Annotated in this window: 19 protein-coding genes (1 of these 19 only partly in view); 2 read left to right on the forward strand and 17 right to left on the reverse strand. The window is 58.4% G+C overall.

Annotated features, from left to right (window positions below; genetic code table 11):
- The 11 genes from sseB to trmJ form a co-directional block, all read right to left on the reverse strand.
- Positions 1–579 carry the 5' portion of an enhanced serine sensitivity protein SseB gene (sseB, locus tag VZP09_RS14455; RefSeq protein ID WP_328795237.1) on the reverse strand. The gene continues 204 nt to the left of window position 1, outside the view, so the window shows 579 of its 783 coding nt (coding positions 1–579); it begins with the start codon at positions 577–579; its stop codon lies beyond the left edge, outside the window.
- A gap of 98 nt (positions 580–677) precedes the next feature.
- Positions 678–1,964, reverse strand: coding sequence for an aminopeptidase PepB (gene pepB / locus VZP09_RS14460; protein ID WP_002913953.1), 1,287 nt, complete (start codon positions 1,962–1,964; stop codon positions 678–680).
- 70 nt (positions 1,965–2,034) lie between these two features.
- Positions 2,035–2,235 (reverse strand): Fe-S cluster assembly protein IscX, encoded by a 201-nt coding sequence (gene iscX / locus VZP09_RS14465; RefSeq protein ID WP_002913954.1) that lies wholly within the window; start codon positions 2,233–2,235, stop codon positions 2,035–2,037.
- 1 nt (position 2,236) lies between these two features.
- Positions 2,237–2,572: an ISC system 2Fe-2S type ferredoxin gene (fdx, locus tag VZP09_RS14470; protein ID WP_002913956.1), complete on the reverse strand. Its 336-nt coding sequence runs from the start codon at positions 2,570–2,572 to the stop codon at positions 2,237–2,239.
- A gap of 1 nt (position 2,573) precedes the next feature.
- Complete coding sequence (hscA, locus tag VZP09_RS14475) at positions 2,574–4,424, reverse strand: Fe-S protein assembly chaperone HscA (protein WP_004149343.1); 1,851 nt, start codon at positions 4,422–4,424, stop codon at positions 2,574–2,576.
- A 15-nt stretch (positions 4,425–4,439) separates the two neighbouring features.
- Positions 4,440–4,955, reverse strand: a complete 516-nt coding sequence (gene hscB, locus VZP09_RS14480; RefSeq protein WP_002913974.1) for a co-chaperone HscB — start codon at positions 4,953–4,955, stop codon at positions 4,440–4,442.
- Between the two features lie 74 nt (positions 4,956–5,029).
- Positions 5,030–5,353, reverse strand: coding sequence for an iron-sulfur cluster assembly protein IscA (iscA, locus tag VZP09_RS14485; protein ID WP_002913979.1), 324 nt, complete (start codon positions 5,351–5,353; stop codon positions 5,030–5,032).
- A gap of 17 nt (positions 5,354–5,370) precedes the next feature.
- Positions 5,371–5,757: a Fe-S cluster assembly scaffold IscU gene (gene iscU, locus VZP09_RS14490; protein ID WP_002913991.1), complete on the reverse strand. Its 387-nt coding sequence runs from the start codon at positions 5,755–5,757 to the stop codon at positions 5,371–5,373.
- 26 nt (positions 5,758–5,783) lie between these two features.
- Complete coding sequence (gene iscS / locus VZP09_RS14495; protein WP_002913992.1) at positions 5,784–6,998, reverse strand: cysteine desulfurase; 1,215 nt, start codon at positions 6,996–6,998, stop codon at positions 5,784–5,786.
- Between the two features lie 178 nt (positions 6,999–7,176).
- A complete protein-coding gene (iscR, locus tag VZP09_RS14500) occupies positions 7,177–7,668 on the reverse strand; it encodes a Fe-S cluster assembly transcriptional regulator IscR (protein ID WP_002913993.1) in 492 nt (163 codons plus the stop codon).
- Between the two features lie 234 nt (positions 7,669–7,902).
- The gene (gene trmJ, locus VZP09_RS14505; RefSeq protein WP_002913994.1) at positions 7,903–8,637 is read right to left on the reverse strand and encodes a tRNA (cytosine(32)/uridine(32)-2'-O)-methyltransferase TrmJ; all 735 of its coding nucleotides are present in this window, start codon (positions 8,635–8,637) and stop codon (positions 7,903–7,905) included.
- A gap of 120 nt (positions 8,638–8,757) precedes the next feature.
- Here trmJ and suhB point away from each other — a divergent pair, with 120 nt between their 5' ends.
- On the forward strand, positions 8,758–9,561 hold the full coding sequence (gene suhB / locus VZP09_RS14510; protein ID WP_328795238.1) for an inositol-1-monophosphatase: 804 nt from the start codon (positions 8,758–8,760) through the stop codon (positions 9,559–9,561).
- A 46-nt stretch (positions 9,562–9,607) separates the two neighbouring features.
- Here the strand turns inward: suhB and VZP09_RS14515 are convergent, their stop codons facing one another.
- The 3 genes from VZP09_RS14515 to VZP09_RS14525 form a co-directional block, all read right to left on the reverse strand.
- Positions 9,608–10,444, reverse strand: coding sequence for a hypothetical protein (locus VZP09_RS14515; protein ID WP_004174831.1), 837 nt, complete (start codon positions 10,442–10,444; stop codon positions 9,608–9,610).
- A gap of 99 nt (positions 10,445–10,543) precedes the next feature.
- Positions 10,544–11,524: a nickel/cobalt transporter gene (locus VZP09_RS14520; protein WP_117068564.1), complete on the reverse strand. Its 981-nt coding sequence runs from the start codon at positions 11,522–11,524 to the stop codon at positions 10,544–10,546.
- A complete protein-coding gene (locus VZP09_RS14525) occupies positions 11,515–12,153 on the reverse strand; it encodes a DUF1007 family protein (RefSeq protein ID WP_060611624.1) in 639 nt (212 codons plus the stop codon). The genes VZP09_RS14520 and VZP09_RS14525 overlap by 10 nt, the downstream gene beginning before the upstream one ends.
- Positions 12,154–12,277: 124 nt before the next feature.
- Between VZP09_RS14525 and csiE the strand changes: the two genes are divergently transcribed.
- Positions 12,278–13,555: a stationary phase inducible protein CsiE gene (csiE, locus tag VZP09_RS14530; protein ID WP_117068563.1), complete on the forward strand. Its 1,278-nt coding sequence runs from the start codon at positions 12,278–12,280 to the stop codon at positions 13,553–13,555.
- Here csiE and VZP09_RS14535 read toward each other — a convergent pair.
- The 3 genes from VZP09_RS14535 to VZP09_RS14545 all read right to left on the reverse strand — a co-directional run bounded on the left by VZP09_RS14535 (position 13,552) and on the right by VZP09_RS14545 (position 17,040).
- The gene (locus tag VZP09_RS14535) at positions 13,552–14,688 is read right to left on the reverse strand and encodes a 3-phenylpropionate MFS transporter (RefSeq protein ID WP_004149349.1); all 1,137 of its coding nucleotides are present in this window, start codon (positions 14,686–14,688) and stop codon (positions 13,552–13,554) included. The two genes, csiE and VZP09_RS14535, sit on opposite strands and share 4 nt — an antisense overlap.
- Before the next feature lie 82 nt (positions 14,689–14,770).
- Positions 14,771–15,604 carry an aldose 1-epimerase gene (locus tag VZP09_RS14540; RefSeq protein ID WP_328795239.1) on the reverse strand — a complete coding sequence of 278 codons (834 nt, stop codon included), beginning with the start codon at positions 15,602–15,604 and terminating at the stop codon, positions 14,771–14,773.
- A complete protein-coding gene (locus tag VZP09_RS14545) occupies positions 15,604–17,040 on the reverse strand; it encodes a sugar porter family MFS transporter (RefSeq protein ID WP_328795240.1) in 1,437 nt (478 codons plus the stop codon). The genes VZP09_RS14540 and VZP09_RS14545 overlap by 1 nt, the downstream gene beginning before the upstream one ends.
- Between the last annotated feature and the right edge of the window lie 6 nt (positions 17,041–17,046).

Raw genomic sequence — 17,046 nt, forward strand, 5'->3', positions numbered from 1 at the left:
TTCCGCTTCAATCCCGATCAATAAGTTTGCCGGCGCGTCGGCGCGCTCTTTAATCGAGCACAGAAACGCCCGCTTGACGGTCTTCAGCGTTTTGAACAACGTGGTCAGCGAATCGACCATCTGCGCCGGCGGTTCGGCGACTTCAGACAGCAGCAGCGCTTCGCCGCCTTCCAGTACCGTCTGGGTGCTCAGTGGGCTGCCCTCTTCGCCTAACAGATGGCTGATTTCCCGTGGGGTGAACTCTTTGCCGCTCGGCAGCTTCGGGTTGAGGAATAACGATTCGCCCAGCGTCATCGCCATCAGCGTGCGGGCCGGCATCATCACGAAAGCCTGTTCATCCGCCACCGCCTGCTGCAGCGCCTCCAGCGAGGTAAAGAATGGGATCACCGAGGTACCGTCGTCTTTTTCCCAATGCTGCAGATCCAGCGCGCTATCTTCGACAATCTGCTCGCCATCGGCTGCCCTGCCCGGCACCCAGACGGTGGCCTCCAGCAGCGCGCTGAAAAATGCCGGACGATGGGCAGGCTCAGTCGCCGCTTTTTCCAGCAGGGTTTCTAATTCATTTTTTGTATCTGACATAGTTTGGCTACTTCACAATGAATTGCCCGGCGGCCATTCGTCCACGCGGGCATATGGTTTTCCTGGCCGGGTAAGCGCAGCGCCACCCGGCAAGGCCATTACTCAGCTGTCAGCAGGTTAGCAATGGTACGCACGCCAAGCCCGGTGGCGCCCGCCGACCACTGCTCAACGGCAGATTTGCGGTAGGTTGCCGAACAGTCGATATGCAGCCAACCCTGATGGTAGTTTTCCACGAAGTGGGACAGGAAGCCCGCCGCGGTGCTGGCGCCGGCCGGATAGGCCGCGCTGCCGGTGTTGTTCAGGTCAGCAAAGTTGGACGGCAGCTGGTTGCGGTGGAACTCGGCCAGCGGCAGACGCCAGAAGGCTTCGTTTTCCGCCTGAGCGCTCGCCAGCAGGCGATTCGCCAGCGCATCGTCAAAGCTGAACAGCGCGTGGTAATCATTGCCCAACGCGGTTTTCGCCGCGCCGGTCAGGGTGGCGGCGTCGATGATCAGCTCTGGCTTCTGCGCCGAGGCGTCAATCAGGCCATCCGCCAGCACCAGGCGGCCTTCCGCGTCAGTGTTCATAACTTCAACGGTTTTGCCGTTGCGATAATGAATAATATCGCCCAGTTTGAAGGCGTTACCGCTGATCAGGTTGTCGGCGCAGCACAGGTAGAGCTTCACGCGTTTGTTCAGACCGCGGGTAATGGCGAAAGCCAGCGCGCCGGTGATAGTCGCCGCACCGCCCATATCGGATTTCATCGAATCCATAAAGGCGCTTTGCTTGATGCTGTAGCCGCCGGAATCAAAGGTGATGCCTTTGCCCACCAGGCAGGCGTATACCGGCGCCTCTTTATCGCCGGTCGGGTTATAGTCCAGCGCCAGCAGGACCGGCGGACGCTCGGAGCCGCGGCCCACGGTATGCAGACCAAGATAGCCCTGCTCGCGCAGATCTTCGCCTTTGGTGATGCGATAGCTTATCTTCTCACCCGCCACGCCACACAGCAGGTCGACAGCGCGCTGCGCCAGCTGCTCCGGACCCAGCTCTTCCGCCGGCGCATTGATGGTGTCGCGCACCCAGTCGATGATCGTCAGGCGGTTATCCAGCTCGCTGCGCTGCGCGTCGTCAAGGGATGGCCATTCGACCTGACGCTGACCTTTCGGCCCTTTATAGCCGGCCCAAAAGGCCCAGGCGCGATCGGTGTTCCAGCCTTCGCCGCTCAGGGCGACGTGCTTGATGCCCATGCCGTCAATTTTGCGCGCCGCGCGCTGGATAAGCCCGAGGTCGTCTTTACCGTTGAGATGTAGAGCGATGCCGTCGTTATTGATGCTCCAGGTCGCTTTTTCTCCCCAGCGTCCATCGGCTGGCTGAGTAGAAAGCGTAATCTTCATAGCTTCGGTCATTATCATTATCCTTCTTAGCAAACGGGCCACCCTATGGCAGCCCGTTAAAATGTTTTCGCTTAACGCGAAATTATTCGGCCTCGTCTAGCCAGACTAGCAGAATCGCCTCGAGAATTTTTTCATTGGATGCGTTTGGATCATCATCAAACTCTTCCAAATCGCAAATCCACTGATGCATGTCGGTAAAGCGAACGGTTTTCGGGTCGAGATCCGGGTAAGCGTCGTACAGCGCTTCGCCGATTTCACGGCTGTCGGTCCATTTCAGTGCCATATTAGTGCTCGCGTGCGTGGTTGATGGTGTAACGCGGGATCTCAACGACCAGATCTTCGTCGGTGACGCGCGCCTGGCAGCTCAGACGGCTGTCAGGTTCCAGCCCCCAGGCTTTATCCAGCATGTCGTCTTCATCTTCGCTACTTTCCGCCAGCGAGTCAAAACCTTCACGCACGATGCAGTGGCAGGTGGTGCAGGCACAGGATTTTTCGCAGGCGTGTTCAATTTCGATACCGCTACGCAGCGCGGCATCGAGAATGGTTTCACCGGTCTCAGCTTCCACAACGATGCCATCCGGACACAGGTCCTGGTGGGGCAGAAATACAATTTTTGGCATTTTAAACCTCGTCCACGGATTGGCCTTTCAGCGCGATACGGACCGACTGATCCATACGGCGAGCGGCGAATTCCTGGGTTTGTGTGTCGATATTTTTAATCGCTTCTTTAATCGCGTCAGCGTCGTCGCCTGCCGCGGCGGCGCGTACCTGCTCCGCAGCGGCATCGATGGCCTGACGCTCCGCGGCGCTTAACAGCGCGGCGTCGGCGGCCAGCGCGCTTGTCAGGCTCTCCAGTACGCGCGCGGCTTCCACTTTCTGTTCAGCCAGCATGCGCGCCTGAATATCCTGTTCGGCGTAGCTCATCGAATCTTTAATCATGGTGGCGATTTCGCCATCGGTCAGACCGTAAGACGGTTTCACCTGGATGGAGGCTTCCACGCCGGTCGATTTTTCCATCGCCGTAACGCTCAGCAGGCCATCGGCATCCACCTGGAAGGTAACGCGAATATGCGCCCCGCCCGCCGGCAGCGCCGGGATACCGCGCAGCGCAAAGCGCGCCAGCGAACGGCAATCCTGGACCAGCTCACGCTCGCCCTGCATCACGTGAATGGACATCGCCGTCTGGCCATCTTTGAAGGTGGTAAACTCCTGCGCGCGGGCCACCGGAATGGTGGTATTACGCGGGATCACTTTCTCCACCAGGCCGCCCATGGTTTCCAGGCCTAACGACAGCGGGATAACGTCGAGCAGCAGCAGTTCGCTGTCCGGCTTGTTGCCCACCAGGATATCGGCCTGGATCGCCGCGCCGATGGCGACAACTTTGTCCGGGTCAATGGAGGTCAGCGGAGTGCGACCGAAGAACTCGCCAACGCGCTCACGCACCAGCGGCACGCGGGTCGAACCGCCGACCATCACCACTTCCAGCACTTCTTGCGCTTCAACGCCAGCGTCTTTTAGCGCCCGACGGCAGGCCATCAGGGTACGTTTTACCAGCGGGGCAATCAGATCGTTAAACTGGCTGCGGGTGATATCGCCCTGCCAGCCGCCGACCTCGACGTGCGCTGCCTCGGCATCGCTCAAGGCGATTTTCGCCGCGATGGCGGCATCCAGCAGCTCACGCTGCAGACGGTTATCGCTGCGGTCGCTGAAGCCCGCCTGCTCGCGCAGGTAGTCAGCCAGCAGGTGATCGAAATCATCGCCGCCGAGAGCCGAGTCGCCGCCGGTGGCCAGCACTTCAAACACCCCGCGGCTTAAACGCAGAATGGAGATATCAAAGGTGCCGCCGCCGAGATCGTAGACCGCAATCACCCCTTCCTGGCCGGAGTCGAGGCCGTAGGCAATAGCCGCCGCGGTCGGCTCATTGAGCAGGCGCAGCACGTGCAGGCCCGCCAGACGCGCCGCGTCTTTGGTTCCCTGGCGCTGAGCGTCATCGAAGTAAGCGGGAACGGTAATGACCACGCCGTCGAGTTCGCCGGCCAGCGCTTCGGTCGCCCGGGCGGCCAGCGCTTTGAGGATATCGGCGGAGACGCGAATCGGGTTCAGCAGGCCGCCGGCGGTCTGGATCATCGGCAGGCCGTTTTCACTGGCCTGCAGCTGATACGGCAGATGCGGGTAACGGTTTTGAATATCGGCGAGGGAGCGCCCCATCATCCGCTTCACGGAGCTGATGGTATTGGCAGGATCCTGAGCGGCGTTAAGGCGGGCGTCATAGCCGACGGTCAGCCCCGAAGCGTGGTAGTTCACCACCGACGGCAGCAGATAGCGGCCTTGATGATCGGGCAGAGTCTCGGCCTGGCCGCTACGCACGGTAGCCACCAGAGAATTGGTGGTGCCCAGGTCGATACCGGCCGCCAGACGACGCTGGTGCGGCGCGGCGCTCAGGCCGGGCTCACTAATTTGTAATAAGGCCATAATTGCTTCCGAAAATTAAAAATCGAGCAGTTTTTCTTCGAGTTCTTCAGCACTGCTGCGCAGTTTATCGAGGAAACGGAGCTTACGAACCGTGTCCGCCGCCGCCTCCCAGCTCTCATTATGCAATTGGTCAACCATCAGCTGCTGACGGGTATCAAACAGCGCTTTCACCCGTTTGATAAAACCTTCCAGCCGCGCGTCGTCTTTCGCCTGGCCGATCTCATCCAGCTCTTCGCGCAATTCCAGCTGTTCCATCAGGAACGCGGTATCGCGAACGGTATGCTGCTCGCTGGCCAGATCGAAGCCATGCAGCGAAAGGAGATATTCTGCGCGAGTCAGCGGATGGCGCAGCGTCTGCCAGGCCTGGTTTATAGTGGCGGAATGCTGAACCGCCGCAAGCTGTTCCGCCGCAGGCGCGCTGGTAAATTTATCCGGATGGTACTGGCGCTGCAGATCCTGATACCGGACAGCCAGTTGTTCAAGCGAGAGGGTATAGCTGGCTGGTAACCCGAAGAGGGTGAAATAGTCCATAGTAACCTCAGGGTCATGCATCTAAATTAAAACCCCACGCGCGGCGTGACCGCGGTGGGGTTGAGGAGTACCGATTATACGTTAAAGCTTTCGCCGCAGCCGCACTCATCTTTGACGTTAGGGTTAGTGAATTTGAACCCTTCGTTGAGGCCTTCTTTGACGAAGTCCAGCTGAGTGCCGTCGAGGAATTGCAGACTTTTGCCGTCGATCACGACCTTCACGCCTTTGTCTTCAAACACGGTGTCTTCAGCCGCCGGCTCGTCAACAAACTCCAGTACATAGGCCATACCCGAGCAGCCGGAGGTTCTTACGCCCAGGCGCAGGCCAAACCCTTTACCGCGGTTCGCCAGGAAGGCATTGACTCGCGCTGCTGCACTGTCGCTAAGAGTAATCGACATAACAAAACCTCAACTAATTATTTTGCTTCACGTTTGCTTTTGTAATCCGCAATCGCGGCTTTAATCGCGTCTTCCGCCAGGATCGAGCAGTGGATTTTCACCGGCGGCAGTTCCAGTTCATCGGCGATATCGGTGTTCTTGATCGCCTGCGCTTCGTCCAGCGATTTGCCCTTCACCCACTCGGTAACCAGGGAGCTGGAAGCGATAGCGGAACCGCAGCCGTAGGTCTTGAAGCGCGCGTCTTCAATGATACCTTCATTGTTGACTTTAATCTGCAGCTTCATCACGTCGCCGCAGGCCGGCGCGCCGACCATGCCGCTGCCGACGTTCTCGTCGCTGTTGTCAAAAGAGCCGACGTTGCGCGGATTCTCGTAATGATCGATAACTTTTTCGCTGTAAGCCATGATGAATTCTCCTTATTGGTGCCGAATTAGTGATGTGACCATTCAATGCTGTTCAGATCCACGCCCTGTTTGAACATTTCCCACAGCGGAGAAAGCTCGCGCAGACGGCCAATGGATTTGCGAATCAGATCGATGGCATAGTCAATCTCTTCTTCGGTAGTGAAACGACCTAAAGAGAAACGAATAGAACTGTGCGCCAGTTCATCAGTCATGCCTAACGCGCGCAGCACGTAGGATGGCTCAAGGCTCGCCGAAGTACAGGCTGAACCGGAGGAAACCGCCAGGTCTTTCAGCGCCATAATCAGCGACTCGCCTTCAACATAGTTGAAGCTGACGTTAAGAATGTTCGGCGCGCCCTGCTCGAGGTCGCCGTTGAGGTACACTTCTTCCATATCCTTCACGCCGTTCCACAGACGGTTGCGCAGCGTGCGCAGACGCGCCATCTCGCTTTCCATCTCTTCTTTGGCGATACGGTAAGCTTCACCCATGCCGACGATCTGGTGAACAGGCAGAGTACCGGAACGCATACCGCGCTCGTGGCCGCCGCCGTGGATTTGCGCTTCGATACGAATACGCGGCTTACGACGCACGTACAGCGCGCCGATGCCTTTCGGACCGTAGATTTTGTGACCGGAGAAGGACATCAGGTCAACTTTCAGCTGGCTCAGATCGATAGGCAGCTTGCCCACGCTCTGGGTGGCGTCTACGTGGTAAATGATACCGCGGGCGCGACACATCTCGCCGATGGTAGCGATATCCTGCACCACGCCGATTTCGTTATTCACATGCATGATGGAAACCAGGATGGTGTCGTCACGCATCGCTGCTTCCAGCTCTTTCAGATCGATAATCCCGTTGCTCTGCGGCGCCAGGTAGGTCACTTCGAAGCCTTCGCGCTCCAGCTGACGGCAGGTATCCAGAACCGCTTTATGCTCGGTTTTGCTGGTGATGATGTGCTTGCCTTTTTTCTGATAAAAGTTGGCTGCACCCTTGATCGCCAGGTTGTCGGATTCAGTCGCACCAGAGGTAAAGACGATTTCGCGCGGGTCGGCGCCGACCAGCTCGGCAATCTGATTGCGGGCGATATCAACCGCCTCTTCAGCCTGCCAGCCAAAACGGTGGGAACGGGAGGCCGGGTTACCAAAGGTCCCGTCCATGGTCAGGAACTGCATCATTTTCTCGGCAACACGCGGGTCCACCGGCGTGGTTGCGGAGTAATCGAGGTAAATCGGTAATTTCATTGCTCTTAAACTCCGTACATCACTCAATGCAAGGAATCAGGCAACCGGCTTGATGTACGACCGAGTACACGGAATGTCGGAGCATCCCGGCCTGATTCTGAAAGCTCTTTATAATCGTTGTCCCGCCGTTTCGCGCCGCCTTGCCCTGTCAGCCGCAGCCCGAAACGGGACGGGTCACTCAGGCGCGCAGTTTAACGTCAATCGCGTCCTGGGTGCGCGCATTGCGCTGGGTTTCGTGCTGATGCTGACGACCGGAAACATCGAGGATCTCCTGGTTATTCACCAGTTCCCCGAGGGTGATATTGTTCAGGAAGCCGGTCAGGCGCTCGCTCAGGTCGCGCCACAGCGCGTGAGTCAGGCATTTATCGCCGCCCTGACAGCCGCCCTTGCCCTGGCAACGGGTGGCGTCAACGGATTCGTCCACGGCGCTAATGACTTCGCCGACGGCGATACTGCCGGCATCTTTACCTAACAGATAACCACCACCTGGGCCACGAACGCTGGAAACCAGGCCATTTTTACGCAGGCGAGAGAACAGCTGTTCCAGATAGGAAAGCGAAATTCCCTGACGCTCTGAAATATCTGCCAACGGCACCGGGCCCGTTTCAGAGTTGAGCGCAACGTCAAGCATCGCGGTCACGGCATAACGCCCTTTAGATGTCAGTCTCATGTCTTACTTAACCTCAAACTCGCCCCTGGCCGGGCTTTTTATTAATATGGGTATTGCATAGCAGGGCCAAGTCTGACATTCCCGAGTAATTTGGTCAACTATTTACTTGACTGTTTTAGTCAGGTATTTGGCTTTCCGTGCCGTTTTACTTCCGCATAGCCTGACACCTTCATCGCGCCAGGCGAGCCCGATTCGTAGCCCGGATAAGCGAAGCGCCATCCGGCGTTAACGCGGTTACTTACCTTTATTCTGCTGCTCAATAGACGCCAGCATGCCGCGCAGGATGTTCAACTCCTGGCTTTCCGGACGCGCGCGGGTGAACAGACGACGCAGCTTGTTCATCACCTGCCCCGGATGATTCGGGCGGATAAAGCCGGTCGCCAGCAGCGTCTGCTCAAGATGGTCGTAGAATCGCTCCAGATCGTCCACCAGCGGGTACGGCGCCTCTTCATGCTCAACCGCCGGCTGCGCTTGCTCCTGCGCCGCCAGCCAGGCCATCCGCACTTCATAGGCGATAACCTGCACCGCCATCGCCAGGTTCAGCGAGCTGTACTCCGGGTTGGCGGCGATCGCCACGTGATAGTGGCACTTCTGCAGTTCATCGTTGGTCAGACCAACGCGCTCGCGGCCAAAGACCAGCGCCACCGGCGCATGCTGACCTTCGGCGACGCTTTTCAGACCGCATTCGCGCGGGTCGAGCATCGGCCACGGCAGCGTGCGGGAGCGCGCGCTGGTGCCAACCACCAGGCTACAGCCTGCCAGCGCTTCATCAAGGGTATCGACAATCTGCGCGTTGCCGATCACGTCGCTGGCGCCCGCGGCCAGGGCTATCGCCTGCGAATCAGGTTTGACCAGCGGATTGACCAGCCACAGGTTAGTTAAGCCCATGGTTTTCATCGCGCGGGCTACGGAGCCCATGTTGCCGGTATGGGAGGTTTCTACCAGTACGATTCGAATATTTTGCAGCATTATGGTTCTTCGGCTAAAGATTATTCGTGCATGCTACCATAAAACGGAGACATAAGCAGATTTGGCTGCTATTATATGCGCCGTTTTTTCCCGTTCTTTAACATCCAGTGAGAGAGACCGATGCATCCGATGCTGAACATCGCCGTGCGCGCCGCGCGCAAGGCGGGTAATTTAATTGCCAAACACTACGAAACGCCAGACACCGTAGAAACCAGCCAGAAAGGCAGCAATGATTTTGTGACCAACGTCGATAAAGCCGCCGAAGCGATTATTATCGAAACCATTCGCAAATCTTACCCGCAGCACACCATTATCACCGAAGAAAGCGGTGAACACGCTGGCGAAGAGCAGGATGTTCAATGGGTTATCGATCCACTGGATGGCACCACCAACTTCGTTAAACGTCTGCCGCACTTTTCTGTTTCCATCGCCGTACGCATCAAAGGGCGTACTGAAGTCGCGGTGGTCTACGATCCGATGCGTAACGAACTGTTTACCGCGACCCGCGGCCAGGGCGCGCAGCTGAACGGCTACCGTCTGCGCGGCAGCAACGCTCGCGACCTCGACGGCACCATTATCGCGACCGGCTTCCCGTTCAAAGCGAAGCAGCACGCCACCACCTACATGAATATTCTCGGCAACATGTTTACCGAATGTGCCGACTTCCGTCGCACCGGCTCTGCCGCGCTGGATCTGGCCNATGTGGCCGCCGGCCGCGTTGACGGTTACTTTGAGATCGCCCTGAAACCATGGGATTTCGCCGCAGGCGAGCTGATCGCCCGTGAAGCTGGCGCGATTGTCTGCGACTTCACCGGCGGTCATAACTATATGCTGACGGGCAACATCGTTGCCGGTAACCCGCGCGTGGTGAAAGCGATGCTGGCGAACATGCGCGAGCAGCTGAGCGACGCGCTGAAGCGTTAATCTCTTACTGATGTCAAAAAGGAAGCCGCGGCTTCCTTTTTTTATGTCATTTTATCATGTTGAGGATCTGGCGAATCACCGCATTACCGCCAATACAGAGCACCGTCAGGCCGCTAAATAAGGCCAGCGGTCCGCGCCAGCGCAGACAGCCCTGCGTCCCCAGCCAGCGCCGGAAACACAGCGCTATCCCTACCGTCGCCAGGCGGGCTAACAGCACGCCGACCATCGCCGGAACCAGCAGCAGCCATCCCCACAGCGGCAGCTCATACTGCTGCGCACTGAGTAAAATCCACACCAGCTGAAACGGCAGATAAAAACTCAGGGCAAAGATCAGAGGAATGCGAATATTGCCTGCCGGTGCGGCAACGCCCTGAAAGTCGCGCCAGCCGTCGCGCAGCAGTATTCCAGCCAGCACCAGCGTGGCCAGATAGCATACATCGTTAAAGATGCCCACGATCTGCATTAGCCTGTCGCTGCTTAGCTTACCCATAAACGCGAAACGCCAGAAAATGATCACCAGAAAACCGAACTGCAACACCCAGCTGCGCAGGATCCAGTCGACCATCTCCCGCGGCGAGGGCTGGTTATGCACAGCCCAGGCAACAATGGGCAGTTTACTGTGACCGGGATGACAAAAGGCCAGCACGAAGCCCGACAGCGTTAGGGTGGCGTAGGCCACCAGCGGAATATCCGCGACACTCGCCACCCCGAATCGCATAACATACGGCATGGCGTGGTAGACACGCACCAGATCTGACGGCCACCAGCTGGCCAGGGCTGGAAACCAGAATACGATCGCCAGGCCCGCCAGCAGCCCGGCGGCGCCGGCGCAGCCATAATAGAACCGCCCGCTCTGCGCGGGAGAAACGATATTTGCGGCCATAGCGACTCCTTGTCATCCGCCGAAAAGCGGAAAACTAGAGCATCGCTTCGCCAGCGGCAAGCGCTGGCGCCCACTTTAGGATTTGCGCCCGGCGTCTGTCTAAAACGGACGGATCCCACCGCCGGCAGGGACGGCGCTGAGCCACATCACCCCTGCCGCCGCCAGCAATATGACGCCGCCGGCCAACGCCAGCGTCGCCCAACTAACCTGCTTCCATAACGCTGGCGCCTGATGGCGACTGAGGCGGATCGCCAGTTGGCGGAACCCATGCACCAACAGCGCCAGCGCCGTGATAGTCAACGAGGTTCCCGCCGCCATCGCCAGCGCCGCCGCCATCCCCCAGCCAAAAACGCCGATTACCTTGCTGAACAGCAGAACCATGATCGCCCCCGAGCAGGGACGCATACCCATCGACAGGACGATCGCGGCGCGAGCCCGCCAGTCGTCGCCGGCCTGCAGCTGCTCCGGGGCCGGGAGATGCTGATGCCCGCAGCCGCAATGTTCGTTATGAACATGATGCGGGGTAAAAGCGGTAAACGTTGGCCGGCGCAGCAGCAGACGCAGCTTTTTTAACGCCCGCCAGCACAACAGCAGCCCTAACGCGCCCACCAGCAAATAGCTCCCCTTCTCCAGCCAGAAACTGCTGAGGTGCAGCTGGCGCGCCGGCAGCTGCAGCAGCGCCAGCACCACGACCACCAGCGCGATGGCCACCAGCCCCTGTAATAAAGAGGCGGCCAGCGTCAGGCCAATGCTTGATTTCAGCTTCGCGGGATGGGTGGCAAGCCAGGTCGTAATGACAATTTTACCGTGTCCGGGCCCTAAGGCATGGAGCACCCCGTAAACGAAGCTAAACCCCGGCAGCGACAGCCCTGCCGCCGCCGGGTTCTCCGCCACCGCCTGCAGCAGGCGGCTGAGTTCCAGGTTTAGCGAACGCTGCCAGACTGCGCTCTGCATCAGCACCTGCGGCCACGCCCGCCACAGCCAGATGCCGCCGATGATGCTCACCGCCAGCAACAGCGCCAGCGGCCACAGCGCTTTCCAGCGCGAAGATCGCGCACGCGGAGTAAAAATTACTGACATGTCAGGGTCACCTTCTGGGCAAAATAGCTTCCCAGCGCCATATCCTCCGGCGGCGCATCCGCTTTATCCAGCGACTGGGCGTATGAGAGCATTTTGTCGTTCGGTTTTGGCGTCATCACCGTTGCCTTACAGGCGGCCCGCAACCCTGCGGGCAGGGAAAAATCGCTATCCTTGTCATAAAACATATCGACGTAGTAGGTCGGGTCGAAGGTGGAAAAGGTAAACGTCTGCCCGGCAATGGGTTGCGGCGTCGCCAGCGGCATAGTAAAGGTGAGTACCGCCTGCAGTCCGTCACGTTCGAGGCCGTAACCGTCGGGACGATTGTCAAATTTAACCCGCTGACCGTTATGCCACAGCTCGCTGAAATAGTGCTGACCGAGCACGTTGGCCATCACCTCCGCCGCCAGCTTTTTCCAGACTTCGCTGCCCGGTTTGGCGTTTCCGGCATCATAGAGCAGATCCGATGAGGTAATTTCATCCATCGTCCAGCGCATTTTAAAGGCGCTCAGCAGACCGTCCTTGACCACCGGCTCGCTTTGCAGGCTGATGAAGCTATGCGGATGCGCAGCGGCCGACCATGATAAAACCATGAAAAACGCCGCGCTTGTGCATTGTTTCACTCTGTTCATCTGTTCCTCACGTGAAAAATTCTGTGAACTTCGCCAGCAATCCTGAGTAAAAGCGGACGCTCTTCCCTGCCCACGCCGCGGTCATTGTCTATCCTTAGCGGAAACCCTAACTGGAACTTACCAGATGATGACCGTCATTGAACCACCATCTGCGCTTTCCAGTCCACAGCGCCGTAGCCAGGTGCTCCTGATGTTATATCTGCCCGGACAGTCGGTGACGACTGAACGGCTTGGCAGGATCAACCTCGTTGATGAGACCACGGCCCGGCAGGATATTGAGGAGACCGGACGCGAAATTCAGCGTTACCACCGTTTGACCCTCCAGTCACAGGTGGACGGCAGCTATCGGATTGAAGGCGCCGCGCTCGACCAACGTTTATGTCTGCTGCATGCGCTGCGGCGGGGGCTGCGCCTCTGCCCACAGTTCGTTAATCATCATTTTACCCCGGCGCTGAAAACGCAGCTTAAACAGGAAGGCATTGCCCGCACCTTATACGATGATACCAATCTGCAGGCGCTGGTGAACCGCTGCGCGCGGGCGCTCAATCGCCAGTTTGACTGCCGCGACGTGCAGTTTCTGCGCTTGTACCTGCAGTACTGTCTGCTCGAACATCACCGGGGATACTCTCCGGACTTCAATGAGGAACAGCAACGCTGGGCTCAAACCGCCGCCGAGTTCACCCTGGCGCAGGAGATTGTCCGCCACTGGCAGCGTCGGGTCGGCGCTCCGCCCCATGTCGGAGAACCTTTTTTCCTCTCGCTGCTGTTTATGTTGCTCAAAACCCCCGACCCGGTCCGCGACGGTCACCCGCACGATCGCCGCCTGCGGCTGGCTATCTCCGGCCTGATCCACCGCTTTCAGATCCTCGCTGGCAGAGCGTTCAGTGATGAGCAGGGGCTCAGCGATCAACTCTATATTCATTTGTCGCAGGCGTTGATCCGCAGCGTGTTTGCTATCGGCATCGACAGCACGCTCACAGAGGAAGTGACCCGGCTCTACCCTCGCTTACTGCGTACCACCCAGGCGGCATTGAGCGAATTCGAGGAGGCCTGGCACATCCGTTTTAATGAGGAAGAGACCGGTTTAATCGCGGTGATCTTTGGCGCCTGGCTGATGCAGAAAAGCGACCTGCACGAGAAACAGGTGCTGTTGCTAACCGATGACAACCCAGCAATTGAAGAGGCCCTGGAACAACAGCTGCGCGAACTAACGCTGCTGCCGCTGAATATCAAATACCAGAGCGTAGAGCGCTTTCAGAAGGAAGGTGCGCCCAAAGGGGTGACGCTTATCGTCACCCCCTATGCGACGGCGCTGCCGCTGTTTTCGCCGCCGCTGATCCACGCGGAGAACTACTTCACTGAGCGCCAGCAGCAGCATATCTGCGCCATGCTCGAGGACTAGGCCGCCACCGCTTTTGGCCGTATAGCCATCGCCGGGAGCGTCAGCAGGGCCATCACCCAGAATACGCCCTGGTGCAGGTGCTGATAGAGGAAACCGGCGAAGACGGTCATGATGGCAATACTGCCGCCCATCGCCACCGCGGAGTAGACGGCCTGCAGACGGATCACTTCGCTACCCTGACGGGCGGCGATATAGCGCATCGCCGCCAGATGACACACCGTGAAGGTGCCACAGTGAAGGATCTGCGCAAGGATGAGTCCCGGCAGCGCCGTGGTCCAGCCCATCAGTCCCCAGCGAATCAGCCCGCAGACGGCGGAGAGCAACAGCAGGTCGCGGGCGCTGAAGCGGCGGAACACCTTTTTACTCAACGCGAAGATCACCACTTCCGCCACCACGCCTAACGACCACAGATAACCGACCGCCGAGGCGGAATAGCCGGCCTGCTGCCAGTAGATGGCGCTAAAGCCATAGTAGGCGGCATGCGCTCCCTGCAGCAGACAAACGCAGGCGAGAAAGCGCCAGCTTTGGCGCACCAGCGTCAGCCAGGCCGCCATTCCGGCCCCCTGCTGCTGGCGCGACTCCCCCTGGGGCATCACCGACGGCTTAAGCAGCATGCCGAGCAGCATCGAGGCGACCCCCAGGCTTAGCATCAGCAGGATCGCCCGGTAATCGAACAGGCTCACCAGCTTGCCGGTCAGCGCCGAACCAATCACAAAGGCAATAGAGCCCCATAGCCGCACCCGGCCATAGTCCATGGTGATCTGCTTTTGCCAGGTGTTGGCCAGAGCATCCGTCAGCGGCACCAGCGGCGAAAAGAACAGGTTGAAGCCGATGATGATCGCCAGCAGCCATGCTACGTGGCTGCCGGCCCAGAAGGCCAGCGCGAAGAGCAAGGTTAACAGCGCCAGCACGCGCAGCGCGGCGATCAGCCGGGAGGGATCGCTCACCCGCGGGGCAATCAGCAGACTGCCGAGAAAACGGGCCACCAGACCGGCGCCAAGCAAAATGCCGATGGTTTCCGGAGTCAGCCCGTTTCCGGCCAGCCAGACGCTCCAGAAGGGCAGAAAAATACCGTAGCTAAAAAAGTAGGTGAAATAACTGAGCGCCAGCCAGCGCGTGGAGTGCAAGACCATGATTTCCTCCCGAATGGTGGCGATAGTCTGGCGACAAACCCCGGCGGGCGCAAGATGCTCTTGTCTGCCGATAGCTCGTTATTTATGCCCCCTCGATGATGATTTTCAGCGAAAAATTGAGCTTATCTCCCGCGCCTAAAACTCGCAGCCCCGGCTGCCCGTCCATGTTGTGGGCGTTTACCGGATGGCTTTGCGGCTCGAGGCAAAGGAATGATTCACCTTGCATTCTGAACAGCATCAACCACGGAGTTTGCGATAGAATTGTGATATTCATCACGTCATTGCTTACCCTCGCCCGCCCGCCCCAGCCGGAATAACCCACGTTCAGCCAACGATCTTCACCGAACTGAGCCACGCTGAAATTGGCATAGTCGGGCAAGTTTCCTTGCCAGTTGAGAGGTAAGTGATTCTCCCCTTCCGGCCAGTAACCGCTGACCTGGAACTGGACCTTGCTGCGTTCATCGAAAGGGAAAAAGGGATGAAAGCCGCAGCCGTAAAGCGCAGGGACCTCCCCATAGTGGGTAAGCGTTAGCTCCGCTATCAGCTGGTTACGCAGCAACTGGTAGCGGAGCTGCGCCAGATAATCGAAACCGCAGGCACGCTGCCGACGCAGCTGTAATACACAATACTCGGCGCCGCACTCAATAATATCCCAGCGCTGTAACCAGCCGTCACCGTGAAGAAAGAAATACTCGTCGGCATGGTGGCGAGGCAGGACAATCTCCTGCCCATGAAAAATAAAACGGTTGCCGGCGACGCGATTGGCCAATGGCAGCATCGGAAACATGCCGCCGGCGGGATTTTCATATAGCACCGGCGCTNGATATTGCCGCGAGAATAAACTTTGCACTTTGCCGCCCAGAGAAGAGACGCACATCCGCAGATGCGCGTTCTCCAGAATCCACTCTTCCGCCATTAGCGCATCTGCTCCTGCTTCGCCGCATTCACGCCCGTATGACGCTGCGCCAGCTGCTCTTCCAGCGCTTCGAGGGTGATACCTTTCGTTTCCGGGACGTTGCGCAGGATATAGAGGTAGCCGGCAGCGCAAATGACACCATACAGCAGGAAGCTTCCTGCCGCGCCCAGACCGGCATTAAGCAGCGGGAAAGTATAAGTTAACAGGAAACAGGCGATCCACAGCGCCAGGGTACCTAAAGACATCGCGAGTCCACGTACGCGGTTGGGAAAAATCTCCGCCAGCAGCACCCAGGTCACCGGCGCCAGGGTCAACGCATAAATAGCAATCGCCGCCAGCACCAGCAACAGTACCGGCCACCCCATAATGCCCATGGCGTAAGCGCCGGCGATCAGCACATAGATCAGCGTCAATCCCGAAGCGCCAAGCAGCATTAATTTTCGGCGACCGATTTTATCCACCAGCGGCAGCGCCGCAATGGTAAAGACCAGATTAACGACGCCCGTCGCGACGATCGATTTCAGCGTGCTGTTAATATCGAACCCCGCCGAGGCAAAAATCTCCTGCGCGTAGTTAAAGATGACGTTAATCCCACACCACTGCTGGAATATGGCGAGCACCATGCCAATGATCACAATCGGTTTCACCTGGGGAGCCAACAGCGCGCCGTAGGAGACTTTATTGTTATCCTTTTCCAGGGTATGCGCGATTTCACGCAGGATCCTGTCGGCATAGTCGGCAGAACCAATGCGTTCCAGCGCAGCCCGGGCGCGCTCCGGTTTACCGGCCTTCATGAGCCAGCGCGGCGACTCGGGGACAAAAAACATCAGGACCAGAAACGCCAGCGCCGGCACCAGTTCCGCACCGAACATCCAGCGCCAGCCCATCTGCCCATTCCAGCTGTCCACAATCATCTGCTGCGTCGCCCCCGGCTCCACCGGTTCAGCAATCATCAGATTGATTAACTGAGCGGCCAGTACGCCAATCACGATGGTGAGCTGATTGACCGCGACAAAACGCCCTCTTTTCTCTGCCGGACTGACTTCGGCAATGTAAAGCGGGCTGAGAGCGGAAGCCAGACCAATCCCTACGCCGCCCACAATGCGGTAAACCACAAACATATCGAAATGACTGGCGACCGCCGTCCCCCAGGCCGACGCGCTGAACAGCACGGCGGAAAGAATTAATGGCAGCTTGCGCCCCAGTTTGTCTGCGCACCATCCCGAAATTAATGCGCCGAAAATACAGCCCAACAGCGCTGAGCTCATCGCCCAGCCGGACTGCGCCGGGTCCGTAATTGAAAACCAGNCTTCATAAAATGGCTTAGCGCCGCCAATCACCACCCAGTCATAGCCAAACAGTAAACCACCGCAGGCGGCGACCAGACAAATCGTCCAGACGTAGCCCATTTTCAGATGTGTCTGCGCGTTGTTCATAATGAT

It is taken from the genome of Klebsiella sp. EMBS2024 (genome assembly GCF_036233805.1).
GTDB classification, from domain to species: domain Bacteria; phylum Pseudomonadota; class Gammaproteobacteria; order Enterobacterales; family Enterobacteriaceae; genus Klebsiella; species Klebsiella pneumoniae.